We start from the raw sequence: 15068 nt of genomic DNA on the forward strand, positions 1-15068 counted from the left end.
CGGCCGGCATCTCAGTTGCCTGACCCACCGCCATCGCTGGCAAGCCAGCTCCCACAGGGGATCCCGGCTGCCCGCAAGATCCCGACACACCACAAAACCTGTGGGAGCTGGCTTGCCAGCGATGAGGCCTTCACTGCCATCATCCCTGTTGCCTGACCCGCCGCCATCGCCAGCAGGCTGGCTCGCACATTTTCAGCGGGACAAAAAAAGGCCGGCCCGTCATGCGACGGGCCGGCCTTCTCATGCAGCGGCGAAGCGCTTACTGCACTTCCACCGCCAGGCTTTCGCTGATCTTCTGCTGCCAGATCGCAGGCCCGGTGATGTGCACCGACTCACCCTTGCTGTCCACCGCGACGGTGACCGGCATGTCCTTGACCTCGAACTCGTAGATCGCTTCCATGCCCAGCTCGGCGAACGCCAGCACCTTGGACTTCTTGATCGCCTGGGCCACCAGGTAGGCGGCGCCGCCGACGGCCATCAGGTACACGGCCTTGCTGTCCTTGATCGCGTCGATGGCGGTCGGGCCGCGCTCGGACTTGCCGATCATGCCCAAAAGACCGGTCTGCTCAAGGATCTGACGGGTGAACTTGTCCATCCGCGTGGCGGTGGTCGGACCTGCTGGGCCCACCACTTCGTCGCCGACCGGATCGACCGGGCCGACGTAGTAGATGAAGCGGCCCTTCAGGTCCACCGGCAGGGTCTCGCCCTTGTTCAGCATCTCGACCATGCGCTTGTGCGCCGCGTCGCGGCCGGTGAGCATCTTGCCGTTGAGCAGGACGGTCTCGCCCGGCTTCCAGCTCTGCACCTCTTCCGGGGTCAGGGTGTCGAGGTTGACGCGACGGGCCGAAGGACCTGCTTCCCAGACGATTTCCGGGTAGGCGTCCAACGGCGGCGCCTCCAGTGCGGCAGGGCCCGAGCCGTCGAGCACGAAGTGTGCGTGGCGGGTGGCGGCGCAGTTCGGGATCATGCACACCGGCAAGGAGGCGGCGTGGGTCGGGTAGTCCATGATCTTCACGTCGAGCACGGTGGTCAGGCCGCCCAGGCCCTGGGCGCCGATGCCCAGCTGGTTGACCTTCTCGAACAGCTCAAGGCGCATTTCCTCGATGCGGTTCTGCGGGCCGCGGGCCTTCAGCTCGTGGATGTCGATGGATTCCATCAACACTTCCTTGGCCATGACCGCAGCCTTCTCGGCGGTGCCGCCGATGCCGATGCCCAGCATGCCCGGCGGGCACCAGCCGGCGCCCATGGTCGGAACGGTCTTGAGCACCCAGTCGACGATCGAGTCGGACGGGTTGAGCATGGCCATCTTCGACTTGTTCTCGGAGCCGCCGCCCTTGGCCGCCACGTCCACTTCCACGGTGTTGCCCGGGACGATGGAGTAGTGGATGACCGCCGGGGTGTTGTCCTTGGTGTTCTTGCGGCTGCCGGCCGGGTCGGCCAGGATCGAGGCGCGCAGGACGTTTTCCGGCAGGTTGTAGGCGCGGCGCACGCCTTCGTTGATCATGTCGTCCAGGCTCATGGTCGCGCCGTCCCAACGCACGTCCATGCCCACGCGCACGAACACGGTCACGATGCCGGTGTCCTGGCAGATCGGCCGGTGGCCGGTGGCGCACATGCGCGAGTTGATCAGGATCTGCGCCATGGAGTCACGGGCCGCCGGCGATTCTTCGCGCAGGTAGGCTTCGTGCATCGCCTGGATGAAATCCACGGGGTGGTAGTAGGAGATGAATTGCAGGGCGTCGGCAACGCTCTGAATCAGGTCGTCTTGCTTGATCACGGTCATGAGTCGCGCTCCTCTAAAAGTCGGGAACATTCAATAAGGTGCCTGCGGCTTGGGTGCATCGGTCGGTCGCAGACACCTTTCAAGGCACGCCGGGGCTGCTGGCGCGACGCTAAAAAGGCGCGGCAGTATACCGCGCCTCCCGGGAGCTGACACGCGCCGGCAGTCATTCGTTGGTCGCATGCCGTGGCGAGGGCGGATGCCGGGCCGGCGTGCCGGTCAGTTAGTGAATGTCAGGTTTCGCGTCTTGCCGCGCAGCCGGGCGGGAGCGAGCTTGCCCGCCGCAGGGCAGGGGGCGGGACACGCTTTTGACGCCAATTATCCGGCCCGAAAATCAATGGTCATTTATCGGCCGCGCCACTAAAGTGGCAGCCGGTCTGTAGAGTAGGACACTCGGTCAGCCTTCCATCGCACGGTGAGTCAACGATTGACCCATAACGCCATTCAACGTCTTTTGCTCAAACGCTTCGCCCTCGCCGCAGCCACCTACGGATTGGCTTTGCTGCTGCTGTGGCTGGCGTATTTCAGCGGTCTCTACGACGACTCCCTGACCGGCGTCGCCGTCGGCAGCGCCCTGGTGGTGATCAGCCAGGCGAGCCTGTTCGCCGTGTTCTTTTCCGGCTGCAACCTGCGCTTTCCCGACCCCAGCCTGACCGAGGCACAGGTGCTGATCGGCCTCGGCTGGCAGACGTGGCTGATCGCCCACCTGAACCAGGCCCGGGGTTCGTTCCTGGTGTTCTATGTGCTGATCCTGCTGTTCGGCCTGTTCCACCTGTCGCGCCGGGCCTTCATCCGCTGCACGGCGTTCGTCTTCTTCAGCTTCTGCGCCATCACCCTGTGGGACGGCTATCACTTCCGCCTGCCGGATCCGGCGCTGGCGGCCCTGCAGGTGTGCGTGCTGCTGATGGTGCTGGTGTGGCTGGTGATCTATGCGCGGTTCGTCCAGACCTCCCGCCAGCGCATGCGCCAGCGGCGGTTCGCCTTGCAGGCGCACCAGGACACCCTGCGCGGGATGATGCGCCAGCTCGAGGACCTGGTGGCCACCGACGAACTGACCGGGCTGTTCAACCGCCGGCACTTCCTGCGCCTGGCCTCCCGCGAGCTGAACGCGATGGAGGCCGGGGTGGTGCATGGCCTGGCGCTGATCGACCTTGATCACTTCAAGCGCATCAACGACCTGCACGGCCACGCTGCCGGCGACCAGGTGCTGCAGGCGTTCGCCGGGGTGGCCGGGGCCTGCCTGCGCGACGGTGACGTGCTGGCCCGCTACGGTGGTGAAGAATTCGTGGTGCTGTTGCCCGACTGCAACGCCGAACGCCTGACCGCCTGCTGCGAGCGGCTGCGCCTCGCCTTCATGGACGTCGAGCTGGTGGGCCTGAGCGTGAAGAGCCTCAGCCTGTCGGCGGGCATGACCTTGCTGGAACTGGGCGACGACCTGGACGACGCCTTGCAGCGCGCCGACCAGGCGCTGTACCGGGCCAAGCGCGACGGGCGCAACCGCTGCGCGGCGGCATGGGAGAACGTCGATGCCTGAATTGCGGGTGGGAGAGCGGCAGTGGTCGGTGCCGGCGGGCAGCAACCTGCTCGATGCCTTGAACGGCAACGGCGTGGCGGTGCCCTACAGTTGCCGTGCCGGCAGTTGCCATGCGTGCCTGGTGCAATGCGTGCAGGGCCTGCCCGCCGACAGCCGCCCGGACGCGTTGAGCGCTGATCAGCGCCGCGAGGGCTGGCGCCTGGCCTGCCAATGCCAGGTGGTCGAGGACTTGCAGGTGCACGCGTTCGATCCTGTGGTGGACGGTCGCCCGGCGGTCGTCGAAGCGCTGGACTGGCTCAGCGACAGCGTCCTGCGCCTGCGCCTGACCCCGCAACAGCCGCTGCGCTACCGCGCCGGTCAGCATCTGGTGCTGTGGGCAGGGCCGGTGGCGCGGCCGTATTCGCTGGCGAGCCTGCCCCAGGAAGACCGCTTTCTGGAGTTCCACCTCGATTGCCGGCTGCCGGGCGCGTTCAGCGACGCGGCCCGCCGCCTGTGCATCGGCGATCCGCTGCGCCTGGGCGAGCTGCGCGGCGGCGCGCTGCACTACGACCCGGACTGGCAGGCGCGCCCGTTGTGGCTGCTGGCCGCCGGCACCGGGCTGGCGCCGTTGTTCGGCATCCTGCGCGAGGCGCTGCGCCAGGATCACCAGGGCGCCATCCGCGTCATTCACCTGGCCCATGACGCGACCCAGCACTACCTCGCCAAACCGTTGCAGGCCCTGGCCGCGCAGCGGGAAAACCTGTCCGTCGAACTGTGGACGGCGACCGAGGCGCCCGCCGCTTTGGCGCAACTGCGGCTTGTTTCCCGGCAAACCCTGGCCTTAGTCTGCGGTTCGAGCGCCAGCGTCGATGCGTTTTCCAAGCGTCTGTTCCTGGCCGGACTGCCGCGCAACCAACTGCTGGCCGACGTCTTCCTCGGCCACGCCTGAGCGCGAGCCACAAGGATCCTCACCGACCGGGAGTCGCCATGACCGAAGCCGTCCTGCTGCAGCGCGAGCGCGGTTTGCTCACCCTGCGCCTCAACCGCCCCGACAAGAAGAACGCCCTGACCCGGGCCATGTACAGCCGCCTGGCCGAAGCGCTGAAGCAGGCGGACAGCGACCCGGAAATCAACGCCGTGCTGATCGCCGGCAGCGCCGAATGCTTCACGGCCGGCAACGACATCGCCGACTTCATCCAGCAGCCGCCGAACGACCTCGACAGCCCGGTGTTCCACTTCATGCTCAGCCTGCTGGAGTGCCGCAAACCGGTGGTCGCCGCCGTGGCCGGACCGGCGGTGGGCATCGGCACCACACTGCTGCTGCACTGCGATCTGGTGTACGTCAGCCGCGATGCGCGCTTGCGCATGCCGTTCGTCAACCTCGGCCTGTGCCCGGAGTTCGGTTCCAGCCTGATCCTGCCGCGTCTGCTCGGGCACGCCAAGGCGGCCGAACTGTTGCTGCTCGGCGAAGGCTTCACCGGTGAGCAGGCGGCGCAGTGGGGCATCGCCTGCGAGGCGTTGGGCAGCGGCGAAGCGGCGTTGGCCAAGGCACGGGAGATGGCCTTGCGGTTTGACGAGTTGCCGGCGGAAGCGGTGCGCATCAGCAAGCGGTTGATGAAGGCACCGGACCGCGAACGGATCCGCCAGGTGATCGAGGAGGAGGGTGCGCTGTTCACCCAACGGCTGCGCTCGCCGGAGGCCTTGGCGGCGTTGACCGGGTTCATCAAACGGCATTGAAATGTTGATCAGGGCATCCGGCCTCATCGCCAGCAGGCTGGCTCCCACAGTCGGAATGCGTTCCCCTGTGGGAGCCAGCCTGCTGGCGATAGGGTCGGTACAGCCAACACACCTTCCGGACCGGAAAACAAAAAGCCCCGGCACTCAGAGGCCGGGGCTTTTTGTTTTCAGCGAGCGGTCACTCAGACCTGCGGGTCGCCGACATGCAGGATCTTCATGCCGTTGGTGCCGCCGGTGGTGTGGTAGCTGTCGCCCTTGGTCAGGATGACCCAGTCGCCTTTCTCCACCACGCCGCGCTTGGTCAGCTCGTCGATGGCTTTCTGGCTGACTTCGCTCGGCGGCAGGGAGGCCGGGTCGAACGGGATGGTGTACACGCCACGGAACATCGCTGCGCGGGCCTGGGCTTCGCGGTGCGGGGTGAACGCGTAGATCGGCACCGACGAGCGGATGCGAGACATGATCAGCGGGGTGTAGCCGCTCTCGGTCAACGCGATGATCGCCTTCACGCCCGGGAAATGGTTGGCGGTGTACATGGTCGCCAGCGCGATGCTTTCGTCGCAGCGCTCGAACTCCTTGCCGATGCGGTGGCTGGAGGTCTTGCCGGTCGGGTGCTTCTCGGCGCCGACGCAGATGCGCGCCATCGCCTGCACGGCTTCCAGCGGGTACTGGCCGGCGGCGGATTCGGCCGAGAGCATCACGGCGTCGGTGTAGTCGAGCACGGCGTTGGCCACGTCGGACACTTCGGCGCGGGTCGGCATCGGGTTCTGGATCATCGACTCCATCATCTGGGTGGCGACGATCACGGCCTTGTTGTGGCGGCGTGCGTGCAGAATGATCTTCTTCTGGATGCCCACCAGCTCGGCGTCGCCGATCTCCACGCCGAGGTCGCCACGGGCGACCATCACCGCGTCGGAGGCCTTGATCAGGCCGTCGAGGGTTTCGTCGTCGGCCACGGCTTCGGCGCGTTCGATCTTGGCCACCAGCCAGGCGGTGCCGCCGGCTTCGTCACGCAGCTGACGGGCGTATTCCATGTCGGCGGCGTCACGCGGGAAGGACACGGCGAGGTAGTCGACTTCCATTTCGGCGGCGAGCTTGATGTCGGCCTTGTCCTTGTCCGTCAGGGCCGGAGCGGTCAGGCCGCCGCCGCGACGGTTGATGCCTTTGTGGTCGGACAGCGGGCCGCCGATGGTCACCACGCAGTGCAGTTCGGTGGCGGTGGCGGTTTCGACGCGCATCACCACGCGGCCGTCGTCGAGCAGCAGCTCGTCGCCCACGCCGCAGTCCTTGACCAGGTCCGGGTAGTCGATGCCGACCACCTGCTGGTTGCCTTCGGTCAGCGGATGGCTGGTGGAGAAGGTGAAGGTGTCACCGATCTTCAGCTCGATGCGCTTGTTGGCGAATTTGGCGATACGGATCTTCGGGCCTTGCAGGTCACCCAGCAACGCCACGAAGCGGCCGTGCTTGGCGGCCAGGTCGCGCACCAGCTTGGCGCGAGCCTTGTGCTCGTCGGGGGTGCCGTGGGAGAAGTTCAGGCGGGCGACGTCCAGGCCAGCCAGAATCAGCTGTTCGAGAACTTCCGGCGAGTGACTGGCCGGGCCAAGGGTAGCGACGATTTTGGTACGACGGACGGACATGCAAAGACTCCTCAGGTTCAAGCGCCAGCGAAGGCTACTATGCTCTTGGGGTGTAGTCATTGTTCGTTTGCACTACTTAACGTTTTCTTTTTTGAACGCGACAATCGGCACAAACGGTTCTGAAGATTTCCCGCCCCGGGTCGATACAGAGCTCAAGACAGGAGAACCCCCATGCGATTGTTGCCCATTGCCGCCCTTGCCCTCAGCGTCCTCGCCGTGACGGGCTGCACCCGTTGGTCGATGAACCACCACCTGAACAACGCCTACAGCGCCTACGACCGGGGCAACTGCGAGCAGGTGATGCTCGAGCTGTCCAAGGTCGAGCGCGCCAGCCGTGCCCGGCCTTACGTGTGGCCGGAAGTGTCGATGATGCGCGGCCAGTGCCTGGAACGGCAGAAGATGTTCATCGACGCGGCCCAGACCTACCAGTTCATCATCGCCTCGTACCCCAACAGCGAATACGCCTACCGCGCCCGCGCGCGCCTGGAGACCCTGCAGAGCCTGGGCCATTACCCGACCCGCAGCGCCGCAGCGCCGGTGCGTCCGACCCGCTTCTGATGGCGGTTGTCATACAAAAGCTGTCGGCGTGTACAACCTGAGCTATAGTCGAATCATTCCGGTCCGGCCATGGACCTGACCGGAGCAACACCTGCGACTGGCCGTAGTCAGGTGACGGCGATGCAGCGACCGTCACACCGGAAGCGGGGAGAGCGGGCCTTGGGCAGTGACCCGTTCCGAAGCACAGTGCGGCCCGGGCACAGGGCCTTGCGTGGCGATACGCTCATGTTTACCGAACGTCGGATCGAACGGCACCAATTGCCGTATTTCTTGCGGGTGTTCAACAGCGTCACCGACCGGCCCCTCGGCTTCCTCGGTAACGTCTCCGAAGACGGGCTGATGCTCATCAGCCAGTTGCCGATGATGATCGGGGCGGAATTCAGCCTGCGCCTGAAGATTCCCGCGGGCGACGGTTGCCAGCAGGTGATCGACCTCACGGGGTGTTGCCTGTGGTGCCATGAGGACGCCACCCCCCGGCACTACGACGCCGGCTTCAGCCTGCACCGGCCGCCGCCGGAGTACGGGCAACTGATCGAGGCCTTGAAGCAGTACTTCAGTTTTCAGCCGTTGCCGGCTTCGGTTTGATTCGCATCCCTTACTGAAAAGCTTCGCGGGCAAGCCCGCGAAGTCGTCAGCACACGACGCCTTTTCCATTCAACATCCCATTTCCTTCACTTTCTCATTCGGCATTGGAATTAGATCCATCGTCTTTTATGCGATTTTGATCTCAATTACTGTCACGTTTGACAGTAGTGATCGAGTCGGCTCGACCCTAGGCTTTGGGTAAACCCCAACAGTCCCTGAGTCGAGAACATCTGAAATGAGTGACGACAATGATGGTGCAAGAGGCAAAGGCTGGTTGGACGAGGGCGTTCAGACTATCAGCTATGCGCATGTCACAGAACTCGAAAAGGGTTCATTTCGCGAACATGGCGAAGGCGAGCAGTATTCCGAGATTTTTTGGGCGGATGCGGTCGAGACAACGCTTCATCAAACCCATCCGCGCGTGTCCACGCTAAAGACTCAGTTGGTGTGCCAGTACAAGTTCGAAAACGGCCGTATTTATGTGAAGACATTGCGTTACCACATGACGTCCCGTCCTGCAGATAAGTATTGGTACAGGGCCAATATCGATGTAGGGCTTCAGGCAGGACAATGGGTTCGCAAGAATTCCCAAGACTCAATGTCGCAAGACAACCAATGGCACAATTACGAGATCTATCTGGATTCGCCGTTGGGTGTTCCGGATTTCGGTGTAAGTCTGGCAATACGCGTTGACTACGACGGCACCAACAATGATGTCGAACCTCACGAGGGTTGGGGCATTAACATATATCCTTCACGAAAGCCGATCATTGAATTGCCAGCCTCCAATGCGGTGGTCGAAATGCCTTTTGCCGTCTCCGGAATAAACGGGTTGGTATGGCCCTTCCCCCCCACGGTTTATGGAAAGGTCAATTTGCTGTGCATCTACAACGGTCAAGTGATTCCACTCGGCTCCGGAACTGTGGGGAGAGACGGGCGCTGGGGGGCTTACATCAGTCTCCCTCCTGACGTCACCTCTTTTTATGCAGAACAGCTCATTGGTGACCAAAACTCCGGGCGGTCAGAATCCGTGTCCATTCGCAGGGCTGTCGCAGCACCTGTAATCACAGTCCCAACGCCGAATTCAACGGTATCCGTCCGGCGGCCTTATGTTGAGGGCACAGGTACTGCAAGTGCACTTGTCCGTATTTATCAGGCCGGATCCGATGCGATTCTTTATGGTCAGACAGTAGTCAGGCTAGACGGTGTCTGGTCGTTGATGTTGCAACATGACTTGCCCGACGGGGTCTTTACATTCACCGCCAAACAGTCACTTGGTGGTGTCGATTCTCCTTGGGCACGCTATGTCCCCGTCACCGTAAGGGTGCTGCCCAAGACACCGGCGATCACCAGCCCAACAGCCAACACTTTGCAGAGTTCAACGTTCACGGTTTCAGGTTCGGGTGGCGAGGCCGGTGCGAAGGTTGACGTCCTGCTCGATATCGCCGGCACTAGGGTCGGCCAAAGCGCGACGCTGACAGGGGATGCATGGAGCGCCTCGGTGACCGTCAGCCCTGGGCCCGTTTCGCTGGTGGCCAAGCAGATAAAAGGTCAGTTGGAGTCATTGCTCAGCGCCCCCCGCGCCTTCAAGGTCCGCCCCCCAGCCTTGACCGCCGTCTCCGCCACCCCCATCGGCACCCACGTCAAACTCACCGGCAGCGGCCACACCGGCGCTACGGTGCAGATCACTGTGGTCGACGGCGGAGCCGCCGCGCCGCCCGCCGTGCAAGTGACCAACGGCCGATGGGAAACCACCGCCGCCAACTGGCCCTTCGGCACCTACCGACTCAGGGCTATCCAGAAAGTCTCGGACAACGCCGGCGGTTGGATCGAATCCCAGCCCTATACCTTCACCGTCAATCATACGTTCCCGAATCCGTCCGATGTCGCGTTCACGGCGGACTATCAGCCGACCTGCTCGGGCAAGGGGCTGAACGGCGCGACGGTGAGGCTCTTTGACGTGGGCGGCACCGTGCCGCTGGCGCCCGATGCCATTGTCGGCGGTGGCCAATGGTCGGTACGGGTGTCGCAGGTGTGGGGGCCGACCTGGGAGCGCTCCGTGCAGGTCAAGCAGTTCCTCGGCGAACAGGCATCCAACGGGGTCACGGACAACGTCACCATCGCGCCCAAGGTGCCGACGCTCGACGCTCCGGTCGAGGACGGTCTGTCGCCGCAATGGAGCGGCACCTGCTGGCCGGGTGCGACAGTGAACATCGAGTTCAGTGACAGCACCACCGTTCACAAAGTGATCGGCGCCGGGGGCGTCTGGTCTTACCGTCGCGCCACCGACTTCGCGCCGGGCATCACCTATACCGTCAAGGTCACCCAGACCGCCGCCAGTCAGACGTCGGCGATCGTGTCGCGCACGTTCACCGTCGATGCCCCCTTGCCCAAACCTGTCATCACCTTCCCGGCCCAGAACGCCGAGGTGGGGACTGAGGTGACCGTGCGCGGGGAAAGCGGCGTGGCCGGCGCGACGATGCAGTTGCGCGACGCCCAGTTCGGCAGACCGCTGGGGACGCCCAAAACGCTGACAAGCGACGGCGCGTGGTCCATCGACCTGACGGCGCTGGAGTTTCGCCAGTACACCCTCGACGCCAGGCAGGCGCGCAACGGCCGGGAGTCCGAGCGCAGTGACTTGCACATCTTCCGGGTGGTGCTGCTGCCGCCGGTCTTCGAGGCGCCGGAGCAGGGCGGCACGTTGCCGCGCACCGCGATCCTGTCGGGCACGGCCATGCCCGGCGGGAAGGTTGAGGTGCTGCTGGAGGGCGACAGCGCCCCCCTGCTCAAGGACATCACCGTGGATGCCGAAGGCCGCTGGCAAGGCGAGGTGAGCTTGCCCGTCGGCCCCAAGACCCTGCGGGCCCGGCAAACGTTCGAGTCCCTGACGTCCCGGGACAGCCCGCCGCTGGCGTTCAGCGTCGTGCCCGCCGCGCCGTTCATCGAGACCCCGGTGACGGGCGAGCCCGTCGGGCGGCGGGCGGTGGTCTCCGGCTTCGGGGTGCCGGGCGATACGGTGTCGGTGAGCTTGGCAGGCACGAACCGCTCGGTGTCGGCGCAGGCCCCGGTGCTGGGGGATCGCACCTGGTCGGTGACCTTGCTCAGTGACCTGCCCGGCGGTGACGGCGAGGTGACGGCGGTGGCGTCGTTCGACGGTTTCGAGTCGGCGGGGGCCCGGCGCCGGGTGGTGCTGGCGACGTTCCTGCCGGGGATCGATCTGCCGGCGCCGGGGCAGTGGGTCGTTCATCCGGTTCTCTTCAAGGGCCAGGGGCAGCCGGGCAGCGGGCAGGTGACGAGCTGGTTCGACCCGGAGCAGGCCTGGACAGCGGTCATGCCGGTGACCGCCGCCGGCTGGCAGGGCAGTGCCGCTCAGGCCGTGCCGCCAGGAGGCCAATGGTGCCGGTTCAGGCAGACCCTCACCGGTGGCGCCGCCGGGCCGACGATGTCCGACTGGCAGGAGAGCGAGCGCTTCGAAGCGCTGCCCCCGCAGGCGACCCGCTCCTGATGCCAGCGAACCGATGAATGGCCTAAAGAACTGTCATTTATGACAGTAGACGGTCGGCGATTCTTGGCGCCAAATCTCATCAAGCCCATGTTCAGCCTGGCGTGTTCGCCAGGCTGCTGCGGACAGTCCCTGCCAGAGGAGCCGGAAGATGCGCGACGCTGCCGAACGCCCCGCCCTGCAACTGTTTCAACAGGTCTTCAAGGAGCAGGGCGCTGCCGGTCTTGAGGGTTACCTCAAAGCCGGCGGCTCGGTCTTCGCGCTGGTGGAAAAGGGTGCCCGGGCCCTGACCGTCGAGTACGGCATGAGCGACGAGTCGGCCCGGGCCTTCATCCGCAGGGCCAACAGCCTGGTCACCTATGTCCGGCGCCGCTACATCGAGGGCCGGTTGACCGGCGAGGGACAAGCGGCGGCGGGCGCCTCCAGCGGCTTGCTGTCGATGGTGACCGGGCCCACCTACGAGCGCCTGTTCAACACGCCGTTCGACGCGCTCTGCCCGGCGGATGCCCTGGAGTCCCTCGCCTCGCCGGTGGCGTACCTGATCGAACTGCTGCGCTGGATACGCGACCGCATCGAACCCCATGGGGTGGACACCTATCCGCTGCACGAGCGCCGGGCCGACCTGAAACGGCTGTCGGTGGATTTCAATGCCGTGCACCGGTCGGTGTCTTCGGTGGACATCATCGTGGCGGTGCTGGAGACCTTCATCGCCGAACACGGTTCGGGTCAGCCGATAGAGCAAGCCCTGATCGAGTCGCGCTACCCCAACGGGCTGCCCTTCTACCAGCACTGGGCTTCGCTGGACGCCGTCGCCCGACGCAACGGCTTGCTGGTGGGCGACTTTGCGCACACGGTCGACCTGTCGTTTCCGTATTTCCTCAGCCCCCAGGCCTGGAGCACCGATGCCGGCCGTGCGCTGGCCCATGCCTCGCGGTTGGGGCCTTATCAGCGGCGGTTGCTGATGGAGCCTGCAGTGAAGTTCGAGGATCGGGAAGACTTCTACGCACGGAATTTCGGTGCCGACGGCCTTTCCTGGCAGAACCTCAATCAGTTGCTGTTTTTCGGTGAGCGGACAAAGCTGGACACGCCGGGCGTCGAGGCCTTGCTCTCGACCCGCGGGTTTGCGCCTGTACGCTCCGCCAATGTGACCTACGCCGATGCGGCACCGGCCGCGGACGAAAGCGAACGCTCAGGGTCCGTCTACCTCAATGCCAACACGGCACCGGCCGTGAGCCTCACCAGGGCCGCAAACGGCTCCTCGTTCCTGCACCGCTTGTCCGCCAACCCGACGGACGCGGCCGGGCTGGCCCGTTACGACCGCATGAACCGCAAAGTGCGCCTGGACGCCTGGCTGGGGCTGCCCTGCGATCAGGTGGACGCCTTGCTGGTGGCCGCGATCAATGCCCAAGTGCGTGGGGGCGGCAAGGACGACCCCTGGTGGATCTCGGAAAACGTGGTGCATGCGCTGGGGCTGTTTCAGTCGTTGCGTGAGCGCTATGGCTGTACGGCGCCGGACTTTGCGGCGTTCATCGATGCGATGGGGATCTATGGCCGGGGAGAGGCCGCCTCTCACTTCGATCAGGTGTTCAATCGCCAGAGCGACTACCGCCGGCCCCTGCAGCTCGATGGCTTGCCCTTTGCGGTGCTGCCCGTCGAGGGGGGCACCGATTTGACGGTCAGCCAACTGTGCAACGGATTGGGCATCGATCCGCTGACCTACGGCTATCTGGCCGTGGCCATTGCCCAGGCCCGCGGGGCGGGCGATACCCTGGCGCGCAGCCCGGCGGTCGTGTCGGCGTTCTACCGTCTGGTGAGGCTGCCCAGGCTGTTGGGCATCACGCCGGTCGAAGGTCTGCTGATGCTGAACGCGCTGGGCGGCGAGGAATGGGTCAACGGCCTGGCGGGCGATCCCTGGATCAGCACGGGGGGGGAGGCGCCGAGCGTGCTGAACCTCATCCACGCCTTGCATGCCTGTGTGCAGTGGTGCCGTGACCGCGACCTGCCGGTGCTGTGGATGCTGCAGCAGGCTGCTGCGCCGCAGCCGTCGAGCGCGGTGTCCGATGCGCAGCGGCAACTGTTCGACAAGGTGGTCAGCCTGCTGCCGGCAGCCCTGTTTTCCAACAACGGGCTCTTGATGGCCGGCGTGCCGCCGCTGCCGGCGGCCGACTGGCTCGGATTGCTGGGGGCGCTGGCGGACGGCGACGGTCTGGTGCTGCCATTCCCGGGAACGGAGGAGGAGTACCTTACAAAGGTCCGCGAGGCGTTGGACCATGCGGTCACCGACGGTCTGGGCGAGATCGGAGCCGACGCCCGGGCGGTCATCGTCGAGCAGATGCTGGGGGTTCTCCTGCAGGCCAGGCAGGCGCAGGTGGCGCTGGTTCAGCATGCGGTGGCGGTGTACGCCACGCTTGAGGAGGCGCAGGTCCTGCCGGTGCTGGAATGGGCGGACGTCTCGGTTCACGGGTTTCTGCGCCAGGTGCGCGACCGGATCGCGGTGATGGAGGATCCGGTGCGCGGACTCAATGAGTCGCCGGATCCCTTGCTCGCCCTGCTGGCCGACATCCAGCGCCGCAGCGAGGTCGTGGCGAAGCTGGGCCTGAGTGTCGCCCTGCTGCGCGATTATCTGGCATACGGCCACAAGGCCTGGCTCAACCAGGACGACCGGCACGTGCTTTCGGTCAGGACGCTCTATTACCTCACATTGCTCAGCCGGGCCTTTGCGATGGGCGAGCAGCCTGAACAGAAGCTGCTCGACTATCTGTGGCAGGTCAATCATTTGCCTGACGTTACGGGCGATGCGTTGTGGCTGGCGCAGCAGGCCGCGTCGATCAGGCTGGCCGAGTTCTTTGGCTGGAGCCTTCAGGACGTTCGCGAGTGCGTTAGTCGAATCGATCCGTCGGGCCTCAAGGTGCTCAAGAATCTGGTTCAGCTGGATGTGCTGATGCGGGTGCGTGCGCTGTCGGCCGACAGCGGTATGGACGCCTTGACCATCTTTATGATCGGTCGCCTGCCCGAAGAGTTGGACACCCAGGCCTATGCCGATGCCGCCGAACACGCGTTGCTGAGCCTCACGGAGAGCCGTGCCCCGGCGGGGCGCGTCGCCGGAGGGGTGAAGGAACTCGTGCAGATGAGCTGCGTCGCCGACAAGACTGAGGCCGTCGCCAACAAGCCGGGCGAAAGGATCAGGTTCACGGTGACGCTCAAGAGGGCCGACGGCCGGCCCTTGAGCGGGGTCATGGTGCACTGGCGGGCGGCCTTGGGCAGCGTGGCCGCACAAGCCACCGGAACGGACGGGACGGTCAAGGCGGACTATCTGCCGGGCAAGGTGACGGGCACCGATACGCCGGCCTATTGGCTGGACCTGTTCGACGAACAGCTGGCTCCCACCGTCCAGGTCACGTTCGAGACGGCCTCGCTGCAGTTCCCGGCCCCGCTCAAGTCGCCGGTGCCGTTGGACACTGTGGAGCCCGGCGGTGAAGCGCAACTGTATGCCGTGCTCATGGACGCCTACGGCAATCCGGGCGCCAACAGCCTGGTGCAGTGGTTCGCTGAGCCGCAGGAAGAGGGCGGTCAAGCCGTCATCCGGCCCCGGCAGACCTTCACCGATCCGCAGGGGCTTGTGCGGGTGTTCGTCGCCAGCCCGACCGGCGGCACCTTCACCTTCAGCGTGCTCAGCGAGGCCAGCGAAAAGAGAACCTACTTCGACCCCATCATGTTTGCCGCCCCGACGGGCTCTGCATGACTTGGCCGGTCGAGCGA

9 protein-coding genes are annotated in these 15068 nt (G+C 65.2%); 7 read left to right on the forward strand and 2 right to left on the reverse strand.

Annotated features, from left to right (window positions below):
* Positions 1–259: 259 nt before the first annotated feature.
* Positions 260–1783 (reverse strand): fumarate hydratase, encoded by a 1524-nt coding sequence (locus CAG33_RS00655; protein ID WP_085580370.1) that lies wholly within the window; start codon positions 1781–1783, stop codon positions 260–262.
* 424 nt (positions 1784–2207) lie between these two features.
* On the opposite strand from CAG33_RS00655, the gene CAG33_RS00660 reads away from it, so the two are divergent.
* From CAG33_RS00660 to CAG33_RS00670, 3 genes are read left to right on the forward strand one after another with little or no spacing between them, the layout of a single operon-like run.
* A complete protein-coding gene (locus tag CAG33_RS00660) occupies positions 2208–3314 on the forward strand; it encodes a diguanylate cyclase (RefSeq protein ID WP_085580372.1) in 1107 nt (368 codons plus the stop codon).
* Positions 3307–4242: an iron-sulfur-binding ferredoxin reductase gene (locus tag CAG33_RS00665; RefSeq protein ID WP_085636584.1), complete on the forward strand. Its 936-nt coding sequence runs from the start codon at positions 3307–3309 to the stop codon at positions 4240–4242. The genes CAG33_RS00660 and CAG33_RS00665 overlap by 8 nt, the downstream gene beginning before the upstream one ends.
* Before the next feature lie 38 nt (positions 4243–4280).
* Complete coding sequence (locus CAG33_RS00670) at positions 4281–5030, forward strand: enoyl-CoA hydratase-related protein (protein WP_085629509.1); 750 nt, start codon at positions 4281–4283, stop codon at positions 5028–5030.
* Between the two features lie 182 nt (positions 5031–5212).
* On the opposite strand, the gene pyk is transcribed toward CAG33_RS00670, so the two are convergent.
* The gene (pyk, locus tag CAG33_RS00675; RefSeq protein WP_085580379.1) at positions 5213–6664 is read right to left on the reverse strand and encodes a pyruvate kinase; all 1452 of its coding nucleotides are present in this window, start codon (positions 6662–6664) and stop codon (positions 5213–5215) included.
* 171 nt (positions 6665–6835) lie between these two features.
* On the opposite strand from pyk, the gene CAG33_RS00680 reads away from it, so the two are divergent.
* The 4 genes from CAG33_RS00680 (at position 6836) to CAG33_RS00695 (ending at position 15051) form a co-directional block, all read left to right on the forward strand.
* Entirely contained in the window at positions 6836–7222 is a 387-nt protein-coding gene (locus CAG33_RS00680) for a tol-pal system YbgF family protein (RefSeq protein ID WP_085580382.1), read from the forward strand.
* 225 nt (positions 7223–7447) lie between these two features.
* A complete protein-coding gene (locus CAG33_RS00685) occupies positions 7448–7807 on the forward strand; it encodes a PilZ domain-containing protein (RefSeq protein WP_085580384.1) in 360 nt (119 codons plus the stop codon).
* Positions 7808–8042: 235 nt separating this feature from the next.
* Positions 8043–11312: a hypothetical protein gene (locus tag CAG33_RS28705; protein ID WP_256576709.1), complete on the forward strand. Its 3270-nt coding sequence runs from the start codon at positions 8043–8045 to the stop codon at positions 11310–11312.
* A gap of 148 nt (positions 11313–11460) precedes the next feature.
* Positions 11461–15051 carry a Tc toxin subunit A gene (locus CAG33_RS00695; RefSeq protein WP_085636588.1) on the forward strand — a complete coding sequence of 1197 codons (3591 nt, stop codon included), beginning with the start codon at positions 11461–11463 and terminating at the stop codon, positions 15049–15051.
* Positions 15052–15068: the final 17 nt, after the last annotated feature.

It is taken from the genome of Pseudomonas sp. B3(2017), assembly GCF_002113595.1.
Taxonomy (GTDB): domain Bacteria; phylum Pseudomonadota; class Gammaproteobacteria; order Pseudomonadales; family Pseudomonadaceae; genus Aquipseudomonas; species Aquipseudomonas ekonensis.